This is a genomic window from Burkholderia sp. B10 (assembly GCF_004368385.1).
GTDB lineage: Bacteria > Pseudomonadota > Gammaproteobacteria > Burkholderiales > Burkholderiaceae > Burkholderia > Burkholderia vietnamiensis.
The window spans coordinates 96,025-117,849 of sequence record NZ_PQMX01000011.1 but is presented as its reverse complement, the minus strand read 5'-3'; the positions used below and the strand labels follow the sequence as shown (position 1 = coordinate 117,849).

16 protein-coding genes, 1 tRNA gene and 1 pseudogene are annotated in these 21,825 nt (G+C 65.2%); 6 read left to right on the top strand and 12 right to left on the bottom strand.

The window, feature by feature from the left end:
• From C3Y15_RS08615 to C3Y15_RS08600, 4 genes and pseudogenes are all read right to left on the bottom strand, one after another.
• A pseudogene (locus C3Y15_RS08615) lies at positions 1 to 310 on the bottom strand (electron transfer flavoprotein subunit beta/FixA family protein); the annotation flags it as partial.
• 190 nt (positions 311 to 500) lie between these two features.
• Positions 501 to 2,198 carry an electron transfer flavoprotein-ubiquinone oxidoreductase gene (locus C3Y15_RS08610; protein WP_011881872.1) on the bottom strand — a complete coding sequence of 566 codons (1,698 nt, stop codon included), beginning with the start codon at positions 2,196 to 2,198 and terminating at the stop codon, positions 501 to 503.
• A gap of 13 nt (positions 2,199 to 2,211) precedes the next feature.
• Positions 2,212 to 4,002: an acyl-CoA dehydrogenase gene (locus tag C3Y15_RS08605; protein WP_011881871.1), complete on the bottom strand. Its 1,791-nt coding sequence runs from the start codon at positions 4,000 to 4,002 to the stop codon at positions 2,212 to 2,214.
• 124 nt (positions 4,003 to 4,126) lie between these two features.
• Positions 4,127 to 5,371: a CoA transferase gene (locus tag C3Y15_RS08600; RefSeq protein WP_011881870.1), complete on the bottom strand. Its 1,245-nt coding sequence runs from the start codon at positions 5,369 to 5,371 to the stop codon at positions 4,127 to 4,129.
• Between the two features lie 354 nt (positions 5,372 to 5,725).
• On the opposite strand from C3Y15_RS08600, the gene C3Y15_RS08595 reads away from it, so the two are divergent.
• Complete coding sequence (locus C3Y15_RS08595; protein ID WP_014725167.1) at positions 5,726 to 6,982, top strand: helix-turn-helix domain-containing protein; 1,257 nt, start codon at positions 5,726 to 5,728, stop codon at positions 6,980 to 6,982.
• Between the two features lie 377 nt (positions 6,983 to 7,359).
• Complete coding sequence (locus tag C3Y15_RS08590) at positions 7,360 to 8,145, top strand: enoyl-CoA hydratase-related protein (RefSeq protein ID WP_011881868.1); 786 nt, start codon at positions 7,360 to 7,362, stop codon at positions 8,143 to 8,145.
• Between the two features lie 196 nt (positions 8,146 to 8,341).
• On the opposite strand, the gene C3Y15_RS08585 is transcribed toward C3Y15_RS08590, so the two are convergent.
• The 7 genes from C3Y15_RS08585 to fdnG all read right to left on the bottom strand — a co-directional run bounded on the left by C3Y15_RS08585 (position 8,342) and on the right by fdnG (position 17,578).
• Positions 8,342 to 8,437, bottom strand: a tRNA-Sec gene (locus C3Y15_RS08585).
• A gap of 32 nt (positions 8,438 to 8,469) precedes the next feature.
• Positions 8,470 to 10,398 (bottom strand): selenocysteine-specific translation elongation factor, encoded by a 1,929-nt coding sequence (gene selB, locus C3Y15_RS08580; RefSeq protein WP_124260005.1) that lies wholly within the window; start codon positions 10,396 to 10,398, stop codon positions 8,470 to 8,472.
• The gene (selA, locus tag C3Y15_RS08575; RefSeq protein ID WP_011881789.1) at positions 10,395 to 11,834 is read right to left on the bottom strand and encodes an L-seryl-tRNA(Sec) selenium transferase; all 1,440 of its coding nucleotides are present in this window, start codon (positions 11,832 to 11,834) and stop codon (positions 10,395 to 10,397) included. Before selA ends, selB begins: the two co-directional genes overlap by 4 nt.
• Positions 11,835 to 11,900: 66 nt before the next feature.
• A complete protein-coding gene (gene fdhE, locus C3Y15_RS08570) occupies positions 11,901 to 12,851 on the bottom strand; it encodes a formate dehydrogenase accessory protein FdhE (RefSeq protein WP_014725170.1) in 951 nt (316 codons plus the stop codon).
• Positions 12,852 to 12,958: 107 nt separating this feature from the next.
• On the bottom strand, positions 12,959 to 13,585 hold the full coding sequence (locus C3Y15_RS08565; protein ID WP_011881787.1) for a formate dehydrogenase subunit gamma: 627 nt from the start codon (positions 13,583 to 13,585) through the stop codon (positions 12,959 to 12,961).
• The gene (gene fdxH / locus C3Y15_RS08560; protein WP_059734955.1) at positions 13,582 to 14,496 is read right to left on the bottom strand and encodes a formate dehydrogenase subunit beta; all 915 of its coding nucleotides are present in this window, start codon (positions 14,494 to 14,496) and stop codon (positions 13,582 to 13,584) included. Before fdxH ends, C3Y15_RS08565 begins: the two co-directional genes overlap by 4 nt.
• Positions 14,497 to 14,506: 10 nt before the next feature.
• Positions 14,507 to 17,578, bottom strand: a complete 3,072-nt coding sequence (fdnG, locus tag C3Y15_RS08555; RefSeq protein WP_080957658.1) for a formate dehydrogenase-N subunit alpha — start codon at positions 17,576 to 17,578, stop codon at positions 14,507 to 14,509.
• Between the two features lie 142 nt (positions 17,579 to 17,720).
• Between fdnG and C3Y15_RS08545 the strand changes: the two genes are divergently transcribed.
• The 4 genes from C3Y15_RS08545 to C3Y15_RS08530 all read left to right on the top strand — a co-directional run bounded on the left by C3Y15_RS08545 (position 17,721) and on the right by C3Y15_RS08530 (position 21,044).
• Complete coding sequence (locus tag C3Y15_RS08545) at positions 17,721 to 18,653, top strand: YihY/virulence factor BrkB family protein (protein WP_043292131.1); 933 nt, start codon at positions 17,721 to 17,723, stop codon at positions 18,651 to 18,653.
• 82 nt (positions 18,654 to 18,735) lie between these two features.
• Complete coding sequence (locus tag C3Y15_RS08540) at positions 18,736 to 18,990, top strand: hypothetical protein (protein ID WP_124260004.1); 255 nt, start codon at positions 18,736 to 18,738, stop codon at positions 18,988 to 18,990.
• 61 nt (positions 18,991 to 19,051) lie between these two features.
• Entirely contained in the window at positions 19,052 to 20,215 is a 1,164-nt protein-coding gene (locus tag C3Y15_RS08535; protein ID WP_011881782.1) for a porin, read from the top strand.
• A gap of 355 nt (positions 20,216 to 20,570) precedes the next feature.
• Complete coding sequence (locus C3Y15_RS08530) at positions 20,571 to 21,044, top strand: VOC family protein (RefSeq protein WP_069246530.1); 474 nt, start codon at positions 20,571 to 20,573, stop codon at positions 21,042 to 21,044.
• Positions 21,045 to 21,284: 240 nt separating this feature from the next.
• Here the strand turns inward: C3Y15_RS08530 and C3Y15_RS08525 are convergent, their stop codons facing one another.
• Positions 21,285 to 21,734 (bottom strand): HU family DNA-binding protein, encoded by a 450-nt coding sequence (locus C3Y15_RS08525; protein ID WP_011881780.1) that lies wholly within the window; start codon positions 21,732 to 21,734, stop codon positions 21,285 to 21,287.
• Between the last annotated feature and the right edge of the window lie 91 nt (positions 21,735 to 21,825).

Here is a 21,825-nt window from a genome sequence, read left to right as displayed (position 1 = left end):
GCGCCTTCAGGATCTTCGCGACGGCCAGCGGCTCGACGCCGTCGGTCGACTCGACCAGGATCGCGCGGTCCGCGCCGATCGCCAGCGCCGTGCGCAGCGTTTCCTGCGCCTGCGTCACGCCCACCGACACCGCGACCACTTCGGTCGCCACGCCCGCTTCCTTCAGGCGCACCGCTTCTTCAACGGCGATTTCGTCGAACGGGTTCATCGACATCTTCACGTTCGCGATGTCGACGCCCGTGTTGTCCGACTTCACGCCGACCTTCACGTTTGCATCGACGACTCTCTTTACTGCTACAAGGATCTTCAAGCCATTCTCCTGAATTTCAACATTGCCGCATGCCATCCAGCGGCAACTCGTGCCGTCCGGCGCACCGATGCGCCGCCGGCTGTCGCGGATCCGCGCCGATACCGCTCATAAGCGACCGGATATCGACGCAGGCTATCCGCCTAAAAATGGACGTCGCTCGACCCGCAGCGCACTGCCCGCTACGCATCCGTCACATGTTCGGATAGTTCGGCCCGCCACCGCCTTCCGGCGTGACCCACACGATGTTCTGCGTCGGGTCCTTGATGTCGCAGGTCTTGCAGTGCACGCAGTTCTGCGCGTTGATCACGAGGCGGTCGCTGCCGTCGTCGTTCTTCACGAACTCGTATACCGCCGCCGGGCAGAACCGCCCCTCCGGCCCGGCATACGTGCGCAGGTTCACGTTCACCGGCACGCTCGCGTCCTTCAGCGTCAAGTGCGCCGGCTGGTTCTCCTCGTGATTCGTGTTCGAGATGAACACCGACGACAACCGGTCGAACGTCAGCTTGCCGTCCGGCTTCGGATACTCGATCGGCGTGCATTGCGACGCGGGCTTCAGCATCTCGTGATCCGCATGCTTGTGATGCAGCGTCCACGGCACGTTGCCGCCCAACAGCTTTTGCTCGATGCCGACCATCAGCGTGCCGAGGTACAACCCCTTCGCCATCCACTGCTTGAAGTTGCGCGCGCGGTGCAGCTCCGCATGCAGCCAGGATCGCTTGAATGCGTTCGGATACGCGCTGAGCTCGTCGCCGCGGCGGCCCGTCTGCACTGCATGGAACGCGGCTTCCGCCGCCAGCATGCCGGTCTTGATCGCCGCGTGGCTGCCTTTGATACGCGACGCGTTCAGGAAGCCTGCGTCGTCGCCAATCAGCGCACCGCCGGGGAACACCGTCTTCGGCAACGACAGCAGCCCGCCCGCGGTGATCGCACGCGCGCCGTACGACACGCGCTTGCCGCCTTCGAGGAACGTACGGATCGACGGATGCGTCTTGTAGCGCTGGAACTCCTCGAACGGCGACAGGTACGGGTTCGTGTAGCCGAGGCCGACCACGAAACCGACCATGACCTGGTTCTTGTCCATGTGATACAGGAACGAACCGCCGTAGGTGTCCGACTTCAGCGGCCAGCCGGCCGTGTGGATCACGAGGCCCGGCTTGTGCTTCGCCGGATCGATCTCCCACAGCTCCTTGATGCCGATGCCGTACGCCTGCGGATCCGCGTTCGCGTCGAGCTTGAACTTCGAGATCAGCTGGCGGCCCAGATGACCGCGGCAACCCTCGGCGAACAGCGTGTACTTCGCGTGCAGTTCCATGCCGAGCTGGAAGTTCTCGGTCGGCTCGCCGTCCTTGCCTACGCCCATGTTGCCGGTGGCGACGCCCTTCACCGAGCCGTCGTCGTTGTAGAGGATCTCCGCGGCCGGAAAGCCGGGGAAGATCTCGACGCCGAGCGCTTCGGCCTGCGTGCCGAGCCAGCGCGTGACGTTGCCCAGTGAAATCACGTAGTTGCCGTGATTCCTGAAGTTGCTCGGCAGTGCCCAGCTCGGCACGGCCTTGGCGTCGGTCTCGCTCAGGAACAGGAAGCGATCTTCCGTGACCTCGACGTCGAGCGGCGCACCCAGCGCCGCCCAGTCGGGGATCAACTCGCTGATCGCGCCCGGGTCCATCACGGCGCCCGACAGAATGTGCGCGCCGATCTCGGAACCCTTCTCGAGCACGCACACACCGATCTCGGCGCCCTTCTCCTTGGCCAGCTGCTTGAGCCGGATCGCCGCCGACAGCCCTGCCGGGCCGCCGCCGACGATCACGACGTCGTACTCCATCGATTCGCGCGGACCATACTGTTCGACGAGTGCGGCCTGGCGCGCCGAGCGGCAATCTATTTCGTTCATATGCGGGACCCAGTCAGAACTGGTCCTCCGTCAGGGCGAGCACGCCCTCCCCGCCCTTGGCGCCGACGATCGACGCCTCATACGACAACGCACGCGGCAGAATGAACTCTGCATAGAACTGCCCGATGGCGATCTTCGCGCCGTAGAACGCCTGATCCTCCTGCAGCTTCTTCGCCGCGATCAGCATCGCTCGCGCCATTTGCCATCCGCCGAGAACCACGCCCGCCAGCTGCAGATACAACACGCTGCCGATGAAGACCGCATTGGGATCGCGTTTCATGTTCGCGATGACGAATTCCATCGCATGCTCGAACGAGCGTGCGCCTTGCTCGAGATGCTTGCGCATCGACGCGAACGCCGCACCGTCGTGTGCCGACAGTTCCTCGACCGTCTTCGCGATTTCACCCAGCAGGAACTTCGCCACGACACCGCCGTCGCGGAACGTCTTGCGGCCGACGAAATCGTTCGCCTGGATCGCCGTCGTGCCTTCGTAAATGGTCAGAATGCGCGAGTCGCGGTAGAACTGTGCCGCGCCCGTCTCCTCGATGAAACCCATCCCGCCGTGAACCTGCACGCCGAGGCTCGTCACTTCGAGCGACAGTTCGGTGCTCCAGCCCTTGACGATCGGAACCAGGAACTCGTAAATCGCCTGATGATGCGCACGGGTGGCAGCATCCTCGTGCTGATGCGCGATGTCGTTGTGAGCGGCCGCCACGTATGCGATGGCACGCGACGCGTCGGTCAACGCGCGCATCGTCCCGAGCATGCGGCGCACGTCGGGGTGATGGATGATCGTCACCGCCTCCTTCGCCGAGCCATCGACCGGCCGGCTCTGGACACGCTCCTTCGCATATTCGACGGCCTTCTGGTACGCGGCCTCGGAAATGCCCACGCCTTGCAGGCCGACGGCGAAACGCGCGGCGTTCATCATGATGAACATGTATTCGAGGCCGCGGTTCTCCTCGCCGACGAGATAGCCGGTCGCGCCGCCATGATCGCCGAACTGAAGCACGGCGGTCGGGCTGCCCTTGATGCCGAGCTTGTGTTCGATCGACACGCACTGGACGTCGTTGCGCGCGCCGAGCGAGCCGTCTTCGTTGACGAGGAACTTCGGCACGACGAACAGCGAAATGCCCTTCACCCCTTCCGGTGCGCCGGGCGTACGGGCCAACACCAAATGAATGATGTTCTCCGTCATGTCGTGCTCGCCCCAGGTGATGAAGATCTTGGTGCCGAACACCTTGTACGACCCGTCCTGCTGCGGCTCGGCGCGCGAACGCACCATCGACAGATCCGAGCCGGCCTGCGGCTCGGTCAGGTTCATCGTGCCGGTCCATTCGCCGGAGATCATCTTCGGCACGTAACGCGCCTTCTGTTCGTCGCTGCCCGCCGTGAGCAGCGCTTCGATCGCACCGTCGGTGAGCATCGGGCACAACGCGAACGCTACGCTGGCCGCGTTCAGCATTTCGGCGCAGGGCGTCGCGATCAGTTTGGGCAGCCCCTGTCCTTCGTAATCGACCGGATGCTTGACGCCCTGCCAGCCGCCGGCGGCGAACAGCTTGAAGGCGTCCGAGAAACCGGGACACGCGTTCACCACACCGTCCTTCCACGTATTGCCATGCTTGTCGCCGAGCACGTTCAGCGGCGCGACGACCTCGTTGCTGAACTTCGCTGCCTCTTCGATAACCGCCTGTGCAGTCTCGGCCGTGGCGTCCTCACACCCCGGGAGTGCGCTGATTCGATCGAGTTGGGCGAGTTCGTTGACCACGAACAGAATATCTTTTACCGGTGCGACAAAACTCATCGTACTTCTCCATTCAGTTAGATCTACATCTTGCCGAGCCATCGATTGGCCCGACTTGAAGCGACCACGACAGTGACGCCGGACGCCTGTGCGTCGAGCGTCTACCGCCGTGCCGCATGCGGCATCACTTCGATTGCGCGGCCTGATCCAGTTGCGCGACGACCTTGTCGTTGATCAGCCGCTCGATCTCGTTCGCGTCGTAGCCCAGCGTTGCGAGCACGTCCCGGCTGTGCTCGCCGAGATCCGGCGCGCGGCGCGGCTTCACCTTGTCGACACCAGAGATCTGCATCGGGCTATTGACCGTATAGGTCGTCTTCTCGCCGGCTTCGCCCAGCGGGACGAACACCTCGTTCGCATACATCTGCTCGTCCTTGACGACTTCGTCGGCGACTTGCACGACACCGTAAATGACCCGCGCCTCGTCAAAGGTCTTTTTCCAGTATTCGAGCGAATGGCCGGCGAATGCCTTGTCGAGAATGCCGACGAGTTCGGTGGCGTGCTTGGTGCGGCCCTCGGAGTCCGCGAAGCGCGGGTCTTCGAGCAGCGACGGCAGATCCATTGCCTTGCACAGGCCGGGGAATTCCTTGTTCGCCTGGAGCAACATCAGCAGCAGCCAGCGGTTGTCCGCGGTGCGGTACGGATTGAACAGCGCGTTGAGCGGCGCATTGCGCGTATGCGCGCCGTAGAACTTCGCGCCGTTGAGCGCGCCCTCGGTCCAGAGCGCCGAGGCCCATGCGCCTTCGGCAATGAGCGAGGTGGAGACGCGCGAGCCTTTGCCCGTCTTCTCGCGATGATAAAGGCCCGTCACGATCGCCGAGAACAGCGTGCTGGCCGTCGCGTGATCGCCAATCCCGGGGATGGGAACGGCGGGCGGGCTATCGCCGTCGCGCGTCACTTCCATCAGCCCGGAGCGCGCCCAATAGGTCGTCACGTCGAAGCCGGGACGGTTGGCCTCGGGGCCTTTCAAGCCATAACCGGTGATGTCCGCGTAGATGAGACGGTCGTTCAGCGGCGCGAGCGCTTCGTAGGAGATGCCGAGTTTGTCGCGGACGCTGAGCGGGAAATTGACCACGACGACATCGGCCCATTTGACCAGTTTTTCGACAATGTCTTTTGCTGCGGGAGACTTGAGATCGAGTGCAAGACTCTGCTTGTTGCGGTTGGTGAGCTGCCAGGGATAGTTGGTGTCGCAGACGGGGTTCGGCGCCAGCTTGTAGAGGTTTCGATAGGGGTCGCCGGTGCCGGGCGGCTCTACCTTGATAACCGTCGCACCGAAATCGGACAGTATCGTGGTTGCCGCGGGACCGGCGATATAGCTTGCGAAATCAACGACTTTGACTTCAGAAAAAATGCTGTCGGGGTTCTGCATGATGTCTGTAGCAGGTACTCTGCGTGTTGTATGGGTGACTCGGACTTTTGGTGCTCGCCAACTGCCGATACCTTATCCCGGTGCGCAGACGACCGACATGGGAGATGTCTCCGACCCGCATGTGGTTTGTCACAATCCGCCAACTCGAACGCCGACTTTCGCCGCACGATGCCCTGCGCTTCAGAGAGCAATTTTTCGATCGGTGATAGTCTTCGGCCCGTGAACGCAAAGCTCAGCGCAAACGACACATGCAATGGAATTTGCACGTGGCGTCGCGCAATGCGTATGTGCCATCGAGACCGAGGCACCCGAGAATTTCTGGTCCGGCACCACCCTAGAGAACGATTGGCCACAATGAGAGTGATACATGTTCCGTCGCCGTCTGCGTTATTGCGGCAACAGATCAAGACAATCTCCGACGATCTGTCGACGGTGATCGAGCGCACTTATGCAGCATTAGGCGATATCGACGGCTACGAGGATCTCCCCATCTCTGTGAAGAAAGACATCGTCGACTCCATATCGATTTCGGAGCGCCTGTGGTTCCAATCGATCGTCGATGGCGAGTTTCCCGACAATGAAAGTCTGAAGACGTTTCAGGACTTCGGACGACGAAGAGTTCATCAGGGCATTTCTCTGCAGTCGCTGCTGCGAGCCTTCCGGATGGCGCTTAGAGAGGTTTGGCGCGCATGCGCCGATCTGGGCAGCAAGCACGACATCTTGCGCGACGAACTGCTGTTCGAGATTTCGCCGTACCTGATGGACTACTTCGACCACATGTCGCAACTGATCTCCTCCGCCTATCTGGATGAGCAGTACCGGCAGGCGCGCTGGCAGGAATCGTTGCGATACCAGTTGCACGACGTGGTCTTCAGCAGATCGCGCGACGACGATGCGTTTCGCAAGATCACCAAGGCGCTGGGCCTCGATCATGCCGTGCCGAGAATCGCGGTTGCGTTGGCGTCGTCGGCGCTGGACGGCGAGCCGATTCAGGCCGATCGCGCACTGGATCAGATCGTGCAAGTGACGGCGGGCATCCTCAAGACCTCGCGAGATACGCTGGTCGACGCCCGCCATCACGATCGCCTCGTCATCTGGGTTCCGTCGATACAGCAGGAATCCGCGAGCGCGAGCGACAGACGTGTCGCGGAATACATGGCGACACTGCAGGAACGATTGCCGTCCGTCACGTCGATCGGGATCGGCCTCGCCGGCGTCGGCGCACAAGGCTGGGCCGCATCGGCCGACGAGGCGATACGCGCGCTGGATTTCGGCAATCGCTTCGCGCCGGATCAGAAGGTGCATCGCTACTCGGACATCGTCATCGAGGAATGCATCCGAGGGAACGACAGCGCGCTGAATTACTTTCTTTCGCTGCTGAACGAACTGTCGGTCGAGTCGGGCGCGACCCGCACGATCGAGGCGTTCTTCACCAACAGACGGCGTCGGAAAGTGACGGCGGCCGCGCTCGACATCCATCCGAATACGCTCGACCATCGGCTCGAACGGGTGGAGAGCATTCTCGGCGCGAAGCTGGACGACGCGCGATGGATCGCCAAGCTCGAAATCGCACTGAAGTTGCGCGACGGGGCTTGCGCGTTGCCTGCGTGAGTGCGTCCATGACGCGTTGTCGTTCGCCGCAGTGACGGCCATCGTCCGAGCCGGCGACGACTCCTATCACTCGGAGCAGCCGTGCGATCGTCGCTGCCGGATGTCTGGCTGGGTTACGGCCTGCCGTTTGACCGGTTTTGCCATAGAAACGGCAGGCTTGGACATGAACATATCGACTCCACCGAGTTAGGATGTCTCGACACCTGAATCCGATGGCCGCCCGCTTACGTTCATGAACGCGTCAGGCGCACGTGTCGCACCGACGAGATGGCGGCCGTCACATTCATGCGTTCGCGACGTCTGCATCGCGGACCGCAACGGCCGCATTGCATTGCACGCACACGCATCCTCATACACTCAAGTCGAGCTCTTCGAACATGTCGAATTTCCAGAACATCCAATACGAAAAGAAGTCGGGTATTGCGTACGTCACCGTCGATCGCCCCAAATCGTTGAACGCACTGAATTTCCAGACGCTCACTGAAATCACCGCGGCGTTCGAGGACGCACGCGACGACGATGCCGTTCATGGCGTGATCGTAACGGGCTCGGGAAACAAGGCGTTCGTCGCAGGGGCTGACATCTCCGAGATCGCCGCACTGTCGGCCGTCGCCGCGGAGAAATTTGCAGGGCTCGGGCATTCGACCATGAATCTGATCGAGACGCTCGGCAAGCCGGTCATCGCCGCTGTGAACGGATTCGCGCTGGGCGGCGGCTGCGAGCTGGCCATGGCCTGCACCATGCGCATCGCGTCCGAACATGCCAAGTTCGGACAGCCGGAGGTCAAGCTCGGCATCATTCCGGGCTTCGGCGGTACCCAGCGGCTTCCGCGGCTCGTCGGAAAGGGAATCGCGATGCAGTTGATCCTGACCGCGGCGCTCATCGACGCCAACGAAGCGCATCGCATCGGCCTCGTCAACGAGGTGGTGGAAGCGGACAAGTTGATCGCGCGCGCGGAGCAGATTCTGAATCAGATCGCCGCGAATGCTCCCATCGCAACGCGGCTCGCCATCACGGCCGTCAACCAGGGGGTCGAGGCGAGCCTCGAGCAGGCCTTGAGCCTCGAGCGTGCGCTGTTCGCGGTGTGCGCGGCGACGGAGGACAAGGCCGAAGGTACGGCGGCTTTTCTCGACAAGCGCGCACCGACGTTCCAGTCGAAATGACGCTCTGATGATGTCGCCGGCGCGGTGATGGCATATTCGCAAGCTCAGCATCGTGCCGAAAAGTCGACCTCTCAGGGCAGCCTCTACTACCGCGCTCTTCGTAAAACGAAAATGCCGTTCAGTTGCTCAACTGAGCGGCATTAGCGGCCTGAGGCGCATTTACGGAAGTCGCGCGGAATGCGCGACAAGCGTTGACTGGCGGAAGGCAGCCAGAGTCGAACTGACCCGGGAGCGTCTGACACCCCCAACCGGATTTGAAGTCCGGCCGTACCACCGGATACGAATGCCTTCCGTGCGGGAAAAATCAGGAAAACCGACGAGCGCCTACGCCTGAATACCGGCCCAACCGCTATCGGGCCGCAGGAAGTGCAGATCGCGGTGGAAGCGAGTATACCCAACCCGGTCGAAGAACTCGAGAATCTGGATCGCACGCTTGCGGCCGAGCCCGGTCGCATCGCGAAACGTCGCCGCGTCGAGGCCGCCGCCGTGCATCGGCGCGAGTTCCGCAACGAGCGCAGCCAGCTCGCGCACGACCTCCGCGTGATAGAACAGATCGCGCACGACCTGATGCACGTCGCCGCGCCGCGCGAGCTTGCGCAACAGCGCGCGCACGGCGTCCTCGGCCGTGCCCGTCTCGCGCGCGAGATCGCGCACCCATGGCGGATCGAAACGCCCCGCATGAATCGGCGGCAACAGTTGCTGCGCCAGTGCGTCCTCGCGGGCATCGAAGCTCACCGCATGCGTCGGCAAATGCAGCCACGGCCCGCTGCGCGTCACGTCGCCGCCGTCCACCAGCGCATCGACCAGCGCACGCCACAGCGCATCGCCGACCAGCGGCGCAGCCATGCGCCGCAGCCGCGCCGCATCGAGCCCCTGCTCGTCCGGCACGCGCTCGTGATACGCGCGCAGCGTGTCGATCGCGCGCGCCTGCAACGCCTGCCAGTGCGCACGCGCGATCACGGTGCCGTCGTTCGACGCACCGCGCTCGCGCTGACCGATCGACAGCGCGTCCGTCGGCAACGCCAATGCGTCAGGCGCGAAGCCCGTCAGGTGCGTGAGCGTCGCGCGCGCGATCCCGAGCGGCGCCTGTGCGAGCAATGCATCGAGCCGCCCTTCGTCGAGCCACGTCGCGAGCGCATCGAGCCACGCGCGGCGCGCCGGCGTGCGCCGCTTGCGCGCCGGGCCGAACGGGTCGAGCATGCGGCCGCCGCCGACCGTGCGCGTCGCCTGCGGGTTGCGAACGATGAAGCGGTCGCCCGGCAGCGCAAACACCGGCTCGTCGAACACCAGTTGCACGCGCATCCGCTGCCCGGCCGCGAGCATGTCGCCGTCGAGCAGCGCGACATGCGCGACGCGATGCAGCGTGCCGAGATGCACGTGCAGCGGCGCCCAGTGCGTCAGCGTCAATCCCGCATCGGCGAGCAGCGTCAATTCGACGTCGAGCCGCGGCGACGTTGCGACCAGCCGCGCATCGGCGACGGTATCGCCGCGCTCGACGTCCGCCTTCTCGACGCCGGCCAGGTTCAGCGCGCAGCGCTCGCCCGCATGGCCGGTGTCCACCGGCCGGTTCTGCGCATGGATGCTGCGCACGCGCGCCGCGCGGCCGGTGCGCACGATCGCAAGCGTGTCGCCGGTCGTCACGCGGCCCGCGAACGCGGTGCCCGTCACGACGGTGCCCTGCCCGGCGAGCGTGAACACGCGATCGACGGCGAGCCGGAACAGCCCGTCGTCGCGGCGCGCGCGCCACGCGAGCGCCGCGTCGGCGAGGTGACGTTTCAATGCGGCGACGCCGGCGTCGTCCGCGCGCGTCGCGCACGTGTCGAACACCGGCGCGCCGTCGAGCGTCGAACCATGCAGCCACGCGGCGATCTCGTCGCGCACGGCGCCCACGCGCGCGGCGTCGACACGATCGCACTTCGTCAGCGCGACCGCGCCATGCGTGACGCCGAGCAATTGCAGGATCGCGAGATGCTCGCGGGTCTGCGGCATCACGCCGTCGTCGGCGGCGATCACGACGAGCGCGAAATCGATCCCGCACGCGCCGGCCGCCATCGTGTGGATCAGCTTCTCGTGGCCGGGCACGTCGATCAGGCCGAGCACGTCGCCGTTCTCGAGCGGCGTGTACGCATAGCCGAGCTCGATCGAGATGCCGCGCGCCTTCTCCTCCTTCAGCCGGTCGGTGTCGACGCCCGTGAGCGCGCGCACGAGCGTTGTCTTGCCGTGGTCGATATGTCCCGCAGTGCCGACGATCATGCAGCCGGCCCCGCGATCTGCACGCATTGCGCGACGAGGGCCGCTTCGTCGGCGGCTTCGACGCAGCGCAGGTCGAGCCGCAGCGCGTTGTCGGCGATCCGGCCGATCACCGGCCGCGGCCATTCGCGCAGCCGCTTCTCCAGCTGCGCGAGCGCCCGGCCGCCGCGCTTGCCGTCCGGCGTGCGCACGACGAGCCCGGCGCTCGGCAACTGGTCGACCGGCAGCGCACCGCTGCCGATCTGGCTGAACATCGGCTCGACCTGCACGTCGTAGCCGCTGCCGAGCGCCGCCTGCAGCGGCGCGCGCAGGCGCTCGGCAGCGGCGGCGATGTCGCGCTGCGGCCGCGTCAGCAGGCGCAGCGTCGTGAGCCGCTCGCGCAGGAATTCGGGCGCCTGGTAGAGCCGCAGCACCGGTTCGAGCGCGGCGAGCGTCAGCTTGCCGACGCGCAGCGCACGCTTGAGCGGATGCTTCTTGATCTTCGCGATCAGCGCGCGGTCGCCGGCGATCAGGCCGGCCTGCGGACCGCCGAGCAGCTTGTCGCCGCTGAACGTGACGAGGTTCGCGCCGGCCGCGATCGTCTCCTGCACGGTGGTCTCGTGCGGCAAGCCCCATTGCGTCAGATCGGCCAGCGTACCGCTGCCGAGATCGACCGCGACCGGCAGCCCGTGCTCGCGCGCGAGCGGCGCGAGTTCGGCGAGCGCCACTTCGCGCGTGAAGCCGCTGATCGCATAGTTGCTGCAATGCACCTTCATCAGCAGCGCGGTGCGAGGGCCGATCGCGTCCGCGTAATCGCGCAGATGCGTGCGGTTGGTCGTGCCGACCTCGCGCAGCTTCGCGCCCGCGCGGCTCATGATGTCGGGAATCCGGAACGCGCCGCCGATCTCGACCAGCTCGCCGCGCGACACGATCACTTCGCGCTTCGGGGCCAGCGCCGACAACGCGAGCAGCACCGCTGCGGCATTGTTGTTGACGACGGTCGCGGCTTCCGCGCCGGTCAGCTCGCACAGCAGCGCGTCGATCAGGTCGTCGCGGTCGCCGCGACGGCCGGTCGCGAGATCGAATTCGAGGTTGACGGGCTGCGTGAGCGCGTCGACCACCGCGCGCACCGCGTCGTCCGGCAACAGCGCGCGCCCGAGGTTCGTGTGCAGCACGGTGCCGGTCAGATTGAATACCGGCCGCACCGCGCTCGCGCTCTGCGCGGCGAGCGTGCGCGCGACGGCGGCGGCGATGCGCGCCTCGTCGAGCGGCTCGGCCGCGGCAGGATCGGTGCGAGCGTCGCTGCGCCAGCGTTCGAGCTCGGCGCGCACCGCGTTCAGCACGCGCGTGCGGCCGTAGTCGGCGAGCAGCGGCTGCAGCGGCGCCGACGACAACACGCGCTCCACCGACGGCACGCGCGCGAGGACGGCATTCAGTTCATTCAAACCGGGTTCGGTCACGTCGAAGTGGCTCCATTTCGATGCGCGGCCCGCAGCCGGCGCGCGGCGGGCTGCGGTGTCACGCGCTCAGTCTGCTCGGTCGGCGTCCGCTTCGCGCGACACGTCGGGCCACAGCAGCGGGTTCGGCGAACTGCGCTGGTAGCCGGCTTCGTTCATCAGAAGGTCGAGCGTGAGGCTCGCGAGATCGTCGGCGAGCGGCTCGAATTCGTAGTCCTTCTCCTGATAGCCGATCTTGCGATAGGTCTTGCATTCGTCGCACGATTCGGCCTTCACCGCTTCGCTGCCGCCTTCGATCCCGTGGTACGCGATGCCCTTGGTCGAATCGCAGTGCGAGCACTTGGTGCGCACCATGTGCCACTCGGTCGTGCACAGCCCGCATTGCAGGAAGCGGTAGCCCTGGAACTGGCCGCCGACGCGCACGACGCTCGCGACCGGGTGCGTGCCGCACACCGGGCACAAGCCGGGCTGGTCGAGATACGGCACGTCGGCCGGCGCGACGCGGCTCGCGAGGTCGGTCCACACGACCTGCAGCGCGGCCATCAGGAACGGCGCGGTGGCCGGGTCGACTTCGGCGAAGCGCAGCGCGAGGATCGCGTCGGCCTGCGCGTCGAGTTCGGCGGGCGCCGTCAGGCGCAGCCGGTCGAGCAGCTTCGCGAGCGACGGATTGACGAGCCCGGCGCTTTCGACGCGATCGAGCAGCTCGTACAGCACGGCTCGCCACTGCGGATTGCGTTCGCCGTCGAGCGCCGGCACGAGCGGCATCGAATGCTGCTGCGCGCGTGCGATCGCCTCGGGCGACGGCAGCGGCAGGTTCAGCGCCTGCAGCGTCGCGTGCTGCGCGTCGGCCACGGTCGCCATCAGCCGCAGATAGCCGCTGATCGGGTTCAGGTCGGCGAGCTTGCGCAGCCGCGCGGCGCGCGCCGCAAACACGGAGCCGCGCTCCGGCAGACGAAAGCGCGGAATGGCCGAATGATCGAGTGCCGAGATCTCGGTCGGCTCGAGAATGCGTTGTGTCACGAGTATGTCTTCCAAAAAACAAGCGCCGACGAATCGGCGCTTCGGGGGCGATTCCTGCGGTTCGCGCAACGCCACGCCGAAGCCGGCGTGGCGTGCGCGCCGATGCGCTACTTCACGCTCTCACGGAACCACTTCGGGTGATGCTTGCGGGCCCAGCCCAGCGTGACGGTGCCGCGCACCATCGCGCCGATCGAGCCTTTCACCCACAACGCCGCGTAAATGTGCACGATGATGCTCGCAATCAGCACGAACGCCGCCGCCGCATGCACGACGGCCGCCGCGCGGATCACGCCGATCGGGAAGTAGAACGAGAAATAGCGACGCCAGATCACGATCCCGGACAGCAGGAGCAGCAGCAGGCAAGCCACCAGCGTGAAGAATAGCAGCTTCTGTCCGGCGTTATAGCGCCCCACCGGCGGCAGCCGGTCCTCCCGGTTGTTCACCACGTCGCCGATCTGCTTCAGCCATTGCCGATCGTCCGCGTCGAGCACGTTGTGATGCCAGAAGCGCACCACGAGAATCGCGAACGACACGAACATCACGACGCCGACGAACGGATGCAGAATCCGCGTCCACTGGCCGCCGCCGAACAGCGCGGTGAGCCAGAACATCGACGGATGGAACAGCGCGAGCCCGGACAGCGCGAGCAGCACGAACGTGATCGCGGTGATCCAGTGGTTGCTCCGCTCGTTCGGCGTGTAGCGGACGATCAGGTTGGGGTCGTCGTGCTTCATTTCGCGTCCTCCTTGATGCGTCGCGCCTCGTCGCGGGCGGAGGCTTCCTCGTCGTCGCTGACCTCGTTCGGACCGACCCGCGTGTAATGGAAGAACCCGGCCAGCGCGGTGAGCGCGAGCCCGGCGACCGCGAGCGGCTTCGCGATGCCCTTCCAGAGCTTCACCATCGGGCTGATCGACGGATTGTCGGGCAGCCCGTGGTACAGCGACGGCTTGTCCGCGTGGTGCAGCACGTACATCACGTGCGTACCGCCGACGCCCTGCGGGTCGTACAGCCCCGCATGCTCGAAGCCGCGCTCCTTGAGGTCCTCGATGCGCTCGGCCGCGTGCTGCTTCATGTCCTCCTTGGTGCCGAACACGATCGCGCCGGTCGGGCAGGTCTTCACGCACGCCGGCTCCTGGCCGACCGCGACGCGATCGGAACACAGCGTGCACTTGTACGCGCGATGGTCCTTCTTCGAGATCCGCGGAACGTTGAACGGGCAGCCGGTCACGCAATAGCCGCAACCGATGCAGTTCTCCTCGTGGAAATCGACGATCCCGTTGTTGTACTGCACGATCGCGCCCGGCGACGGGCACGCCTTCAGGCAGCCCGGGTCCTCGCAGTGCATGCAGCCGTCCTTGCGGATCAGCCACTCGAGGTCGCCGGCCGGGTTCTCGTATTCGGCGAACCGCATCACCGTCCACGAGTGCTCCGACAGGTCGGCCGGATTGTCGTAGACGCCGACGTTGGTGCCGACCTCGTCGCGCAGGTCGTTCCACTCCATGCACGCCGTCTGGCATGCCTTGCAGCCGATGCACTTCGATACGTCGATCAGCTTCGCGACGCTCCCGGTCACCGGTTCGCGCGCCGTGGGCGGCGGCGTCGTGGTGGCGGAGACGCGCTTGATATCCAGCGATTGCAATGCCATCTCTTTCCCCTTACGCCTTTTCGACCTTCACCAGGAACGACTTGAATTCCGGTGTGTACGAGTTGCCGTCGCCGACGGACGGAGTCAGGGTGTTCGCGAGATAGCCGGGCTTCGCAACTCCCTTGAAGCCCCAGTGCAACGGCACGCCGACCGTCTGGACCTTCTTGCCGTCGATCGTCAGCGGTTTGATCCGCTTCGTGACGAGCGCGACCGCGACGATGTAGCCGCGCTTGGACGACACCTTCACGCGATCGCCGTGCGCGACGCCGACTTCCTTCGCGAGGTCTTCGCCGATCTCGACGAATTGCTCGGGCTGGATGATCGCGTTCAGCCGCGCATGCTTGGTCCAGTAATGGAAATGCTCGGTGAGGCGGTACGTCGTCGCGACGTGCGGGAACTCCGACACCTTGCCGAACGACGCGCGGTCGTCCGCGAACACGCGGGCGGCCGGGTTGTTCAGCGCCTGCGGGTTGTCGGGGTGCAGCGGGTTCGCGGCGAGCGGCGTCTCGAACGGCTCGTAGTGCTCGGGGAACGGGCCTTCGTTCATCGCCGCGCGCGCAAAGAAGCGCGCGACGCCTTCCGGATTCATGATGAACGGCCCCATCCCGTTCTCCGGCGGCTCGTCGGCCTTGAAGTCCGGCACGTCGGCGCCCTTCCACGCGCTGCCGTTCCAGCCGATCAGCTTGCGGGTCGGGTCGAACGGCTTGCCGCTCACGTCGCACGACGCGCGGTTGTACAGGATCCGCCGGTTGGCCGGCCACGCCCACGCCCAGTTCAACGTCTGGCCGATGCCGGTCGGATCGGCGTTGTCGCGTCGCGCCATCTGGTTGCCGGCCTGCGTCCACGCGCCGCAGAAGATCCAGCAGCCGCTCGCGGTCGTGCCGTCGTCCTTCAGCTGCGCGAACGCGGCGAGCTGCTCGCCCTTCTTCACGAGCGTCTTCGTCGGATCCTTCGGGTCGGGCAAGTCGGCGAGCGCACGGCCGTTGAACTCCATCGCCAGTTCTTCGGGCGTCGGGCTCTCGGGGTTCGCGTACGGCCACGTGAGGTTCACGATCGGGTCCGGGTACTTGCCGCCCTCCGCCTGGTACATCTTGCGCATCCGCAGGAACAGCCCCGACATGATCTCGAGATCGCTGCGCGCCTCGCCCGGCGGCTCCGCGCCCTTCCAGTGCCATTGGAGCACGCGGCTCGAACTGACGAGCGAGCCGTTCTCCTCGGCGAAGCACGTGGTCGGCAGCCGGAACACCTCGGTCTGGATCTTCGACGCGTCGACGTCGTTGAAATCGCCGTGCGGCTTCCAGAATTCGGACGTCTCGGTCGCGAGCGGGTCCATCACCACCAGCCACTTCAGCCTGGCGAGCCCGGCGGCCGTCTTCGCCTTCGACGGCGCGGCCGCGAGCGGGTTGAAGCCCTGGCAGATGTAGCCGTTCATCTTGCCGGCACTCATCAGCTCGATTGCCTGCAGCAGATCGTACTGCTTGTCGAGCTTCGGCAGGTAGTCGTACGCCCAGTTGTTGTCGGCGCTGGCCGCGTCGCCCCACCACGACTTCATGAAACTGACGTGGAACGCCTTGTAGTTCTTCCAGTAGCTGAGCTGGTTCGGCCGCAGCGGCTGCTGCGCGCGCTTCTTGATATAGCCGTCGAAGTCCTGCTCGGCCTGCATCGGGAGCGTCATGTAACCGGGCAGGAGGTTCGACATCAACCCGAGATCCGTCAGCCCCTGGATGTTCGAGTGGCCGCGCAGCGCGTTCATCCCGCCGCCGGCGATGCCGATGTTGCCGAGCAGCAGCTGCACCATCGCGCCGGTGCGGATGATCTGCGCGCCGATCGAATGGTGGGTCCAGCCGAGCGCGTACAGCACCGTGCCGGCGCGGCCGGGCACGGCCGTGGTCGCGAGCATCTCGCACACCTTCAGGAATTTCTCCTTCGGCGTGCCGCACACCTGCTGGACGAGCTCGGCCGTATAGCGCCCGTAGTGCTGCTTCAGCAGGTTGTAGACGCAGCGCGGATGCTGCAGCGTCGGGTCGACCTTCACGAAGCCGTCGTCGCCGCGCTCGTAGTCCCAGCTGGACTTGTCGGGGTACGCGTGCTTCTCGGCGTCGTAGCCGGAATAGATGCCGTCGTTGAACGCGAAATCCTCGCGCACGATGAACGAGAAGTCCGTGTAGTTCTTCACGTACTCATGCTGGATCTTGTCGTTCGTCAGCAGATAGTTGATGACGCCGCCCAGAAAGACGATGTCGGTGCCGGTGCGGATCGGCGCGTAATAGTCGGCGACCGACGCCGTACGCGTAAAGCGCGGGTCGACGACGATCAGTCGCGCCTTGCGGTGCGCCTTCGCCTCCGTCACCCACTTGAAACCGCACGGATGGGCCTCGGCTGCATTGCCGCCCATCACGAGAATCACGTCCGCGTTCTTGATGTCGACCCAATGGTTCGTCATCGCTCCACGGCCAAACGTCGGGGCAAGACCTGCCACCGTCGGGCCATGTCAGACACGCGCCTGATTATCGAATACGAGCATTCCGAGGCTGCGCACAGCCTTGTGCGTCAGGTAGCCGACTTCGTTGCTGCCCGCCGATGCGGCCAGCATGCCGGTGGTCAGCCAGCGGTTGACCCTGGCGCCGTCGTCGGTCGTCTCGACGAAATTCGCGTCGCGGTCGGCCTTCATCAGCTTCGCGATGCGGTCGAGCGCGTCGCCCCACGAGATGGGCTGCCACGTGTCCGAGCCCGGCGCGCGATACTCGGGACGCGTCAGGCGGTTCGGGCTGTGGATGAAGTCGATCAGGCTCGCACCCTTCGGGCACAGCGTGCCGCGATTGACCGGATGGTCGGGGTCGCCTTCGATGTGGATGATGCTCGACTGCGCGTTCTTCGCGCCATCGCCGAGGCCGTACATCAGGATGCCGCAACCGACTGAGCAATACGGACAGGTGTTGCGCGTTTCGACTGTGCGCGCCAGCTTGTACTGTCGGACTTCGGCGAGCGCTTGCGTCGGAGAAAAGCCCAGCAGGGCAAGACTCGATCCGGCAAGCGACGTGGCCGTCACCTTCAGGAACTGGCGCCGGGACATTTGTAGCATGGTGGTCTCGGGCGTTTTTGTGGGGTTGGGGTGAAGCTGAAAGGAATTATAGACAGTTCAGGCAACTATGATCGAATCCTCGGATCAATACCGATATGCCCGCTCCACCGACGCCCCGCGTTCATCAACAGACCGAACCGTCATGAAACGACCGATCACGTCCGAAGCCACCCGTCTCGCGCAGCAGCAGGCGAACTGGGCACTCAACGCGTTCAAGCGCTTCTCCTCCGACCGCTGCTCGGCGATGGCCGCCAGCATCGCGTTCTTCTCGGCGTTCTCGCTCGCGCCGACGCTCGTGATGGTGATCGCGGTGGCCGGCTGGTTCTTCGGCGACGACGCCGCGCGCGGCCAGGTGTTCGAGCAGGCGCACCAGCTGATCGGCGACGATGCGGCGGCCAGCATCCAGACGATCGTGCAGAACGCGCATCGCGCGGGCAGCAGCGGCGGCATCGCCACGCTGATTTCGTTCGCGGCGCTCGCGATCGGCGCGTCGGCGACGTTCGCGTCGCTGAACACCGCGCTGAGCGTGATCTGGCCGAGCACCGAAAACCGCTGGTCGAGCATGCTCGGGCTCGTGCGCGTGCGGCTGGTGTCGTTCGGGCTGGTGCTCGGCGTCGCCTTCCTGCTGATCGTGTCGCTGGTGCTCGACACGGCGATCACGTTCGTCGGCACCTGGCTGCTCGGCGATTCGCCATACGTATTCATCACCAACGTGCTGCAGTTCTTCGTCGGCATCGCGGTGCTGGCCGGCGCGTTCGCCGCGTTGATGAAGTTCCTGCCCGACGCGCGCGTCGCGTGGCGCGACGCCATGGTCGGCGGAGTCGTGTCGGCCATCCTGTTCTCTGGCGGCAAGAAGCTGTTCGCGCTGTATCTGGCGCGGGCCGGCACGGCGAGCGCGTTCGGTGCGGCCGGGTCGTTCGCCGTGCTGCTGATGTGGCTGTACTTCTCGGCGGCCGTGCTGCTGCTCGGCGCGGAATTCGCGGCCGCGCGCGGCGATGCGCATCGCCGCGGCGACCCGCTGCCCGCTGCATCGGCGCAGCCGCAGCCTCCCGCCAAGCGCGCGCCCGGCAACTGACGCCGTAGCGGCCGCGTGCCATTACGCGAACGCGCAGCGTTTCGCAAGCCCCGCGCCGTCGCCCCTTTCGTGACGCGTTGAGATGCCGTTTGCATCGCGTGCCGCCGCCATCTGCATCGGCAAACGTTTGCACACTTCGATTTCTGTGCACACAACGGCGAAATACGTGCTGTTGCTGCACGGCGCATCAACTGTTGCAACAATCGCAGCGCACAACTTGTCAACTGTTTCAAAAACAGGAACAGTTGTTGATGTGCTTGATATATATGGATTTTTTCGCTCTGTTACCTTTTGGAGACACTTTATTTTTTGGGCTTTCTTGCCCGTATTGCACTGAGCTATTCTCCAATCCGCAACAAATAACGAATCACGAATCACTTGCGTGGAGATACTCAACGATGAAGAAACTTGCTCTCTCGACCCTGTCGCTGGCCCTGCTGGGCGCAGCCGGCGCCGCTCACGCTCAATCGAGCGTCACGCTGTACGGCGTGATCGACACGTCGATCACCTACATTCACGGTAACGCTGGTCAAGGCAACAATTCGTGGTCGATGGGCAGCGGCAACCTGCAAGGTGCCCGCTGGGGCCTGAAGGGTACCGAAGACCTCGGTGGCGGCCTGAAGGCAATCTTCCAGGTGGAAAACGGCTTCAACTCGACGAACGGCGCACTGGGCCAAGGCCAGCGCATGTTCGGCCGCCAGGCATTCGTCGGCCTGCAGAGCGACCAGTACGGTACGCTGACGCTCGGCCGCCAGTACGACCCGCTGGTCGACCTGGTTCAGGCAGTGACGGCTGACAACTACTTCGGCAGCGTGTTCGCTACGCCGGGCGACGTCGACAACAACGACAACAGCCTGCGCGTCAGCAACGCGATCAAGTACACGTCGCCGGTCTGGGGCGGTCTGCAATTCGAAGGCATGTACGCACTCGGCGGCGTCGCTGGCGCAACCGGCAAGGGCCAGACGTGGGCAGCGGCAGCAGCCTACAACAACGGCCCGCTCGGCGTGGCTGCAGGCTACTTCCACGCAAGCAACGCGTCGGCACTGAATGCGGCTGGCCAGCGCACCGGCTGGGCAGGCACGTCGGACTCGATCTTCGACGGCGATTCGGGCACCACGTTCATCAACAACGCGTTCACGTCGGCGGCGTCGATCGGCATCGCTCAGGTTGCCGCGCAGTACGCGTTCGGCCCGGTCACGGTTGGCGCCGGCTACAGCAACGCGCAGTACAAGGCAGACGCGAACTCGACGTTCGGTACGAACCAGAAGTACAACACGGGTCGCGGGTTCGTCACGTACCAGGCGTCGGCACCGCTGCTGCTGGGCCTCGGCTACATCTACACGAAGGGTAGCGGCAACAACAACGGCAAGTACCATCAGGTTTCGCTCGGCGCCGACTACTCGCTGTCGAAGCGCACGGACGTCTACCTGGTTGGCGCGTATCAGCACGCCAGCGGCAAGAACGCGGACGGCACCGATGCGCAAGCAGCGATCGGTTCGTACGGCGTCGCCGGCACGAGCTCGCAGGAAATCGTCGCACTCGGCCTGCGCCACAAGTTCTAAGAAGTACGTTTCCGGTGTGCATGGCGTCTTCGACGCCATGTCGCCGAACTGCAAAACCAGCCCCGGCTTCGGCCGCGGCTGGTTTTTTTTCGTCCCGTGCGTGGCGGCGCGATGTCGGCCGCCCGATGCGCGTCCAGTGACGGACAGTATCGGCGGCGTTCGACAGCGGCGCTCGGGCCCTCTGTCGCATGCCGGAGCGCATGCCGAACCCGTGCCCGGCACTACGTGTTGCCGGCGTCCGCCCGAACCTGAACCGCGTATGCTGCCAGCTGTCGATTTCGACGTACGTCGTGCGTCGTAACGATGGCGGGAGGCGCATTGCCAGCCTTCCCCGACACCTGACAGGAGACGCTCGATGACGATTCAGAAGATCACGCCCTTCCTCTGGTATACGACCGAAGCCGAAGACGCCGCGGCGTTCTATGCGGGCATTTTCCCGAACTCGCGGGTCGTGCGCGTCACCGCGGCACCGGGGACCGCCGGCACGCGGATGGTCGAATTCGAACTGTTCGGCCAGCCGTTCATCGCGATGAGCCATCCGCGCACCGAGACGTTCAACCACACGGTTTCGCTGATGGTCAGCTGCGCGGACCAGGCCGAGCTCGACCGCTACTGGAGCGCGCTGCTCGACAACGGCGGCACCGCCGACGGCTGCGGCTGGCTGCGCGACCGGTTCGGCGTGTCGTGGCAGATCGTGCCGGACGCGCTGATCCCGATGATGGCCGATCGCGACACGGTCAAGGCCGCGCGCGTGGCCGCCGCGATGATGCAGATGACGAAGTTCGACGTTGCCGCGTTGCAGGCTGCGTACGCCGGGACCGCGAGCTGACGCCAGCCGCCACGCGCGTGCCGCCGGCTACTGCATGCTGCAGCGCGCCGCGTTCGCCACGTTTGCCGCGTGCGCTGCACGCGTGAGCGCATCGGTCGGCGCGAGCACATCGCGTCGTGCCGCACACGATCGGCCGGGCGGCCGACGCCATCAATGAAAAATCCCCGCACGCTTTCGCGTACGGGGATCGTCGGACGTTGCAACGGTCGCCGGCGTGGACGCGGCGACCGTCACGCTGCATTACGCAGCGGCGTCCTTCAGCTTCTTCAGCGCACGTGCCTTGACGCGCACGCTGGCCGGCTTCGCCGGGAACCAGCGCTCTTCGCCCGAGAACGGATCCTTGCCGAAGCGCTTCTTCTTCGCCGGCACGACTTGCGCCGTGATCTTCAGCAGACCCGGCAGCGTGAATTCGCCCGCGCCCTTCTTGTGGATCGAGCCCAGCACGACGTTCTCGAGTGCGACGAGCACTGCCTTGACCGCCTTCACTTCGACAGCTGCGCGCTCAGCGATGTGCGTTGCGAGCGATGCCTTCGTGAACTTGTCCTTCAGCGGCGTCGGAGCGGCCGGTGCTGCCTTCGCGGCAGCCTTCTTGGCCACTACTTTCTTCGCGGGCGCAGCCTTTTTGGCAGCCACTTTCTTGGTGGCCGGTGCGGCAGCCTTCTTGGCCACCTTTTTTGCGGAAGTCGCCATGTTTCTCCTACCAGGTGTGGTCGTTGGATACACGAAGCGTGCAACGCGCGCGCTTCAACGCCGGATTCTACAAGCGCGTCGACGCTTCGTG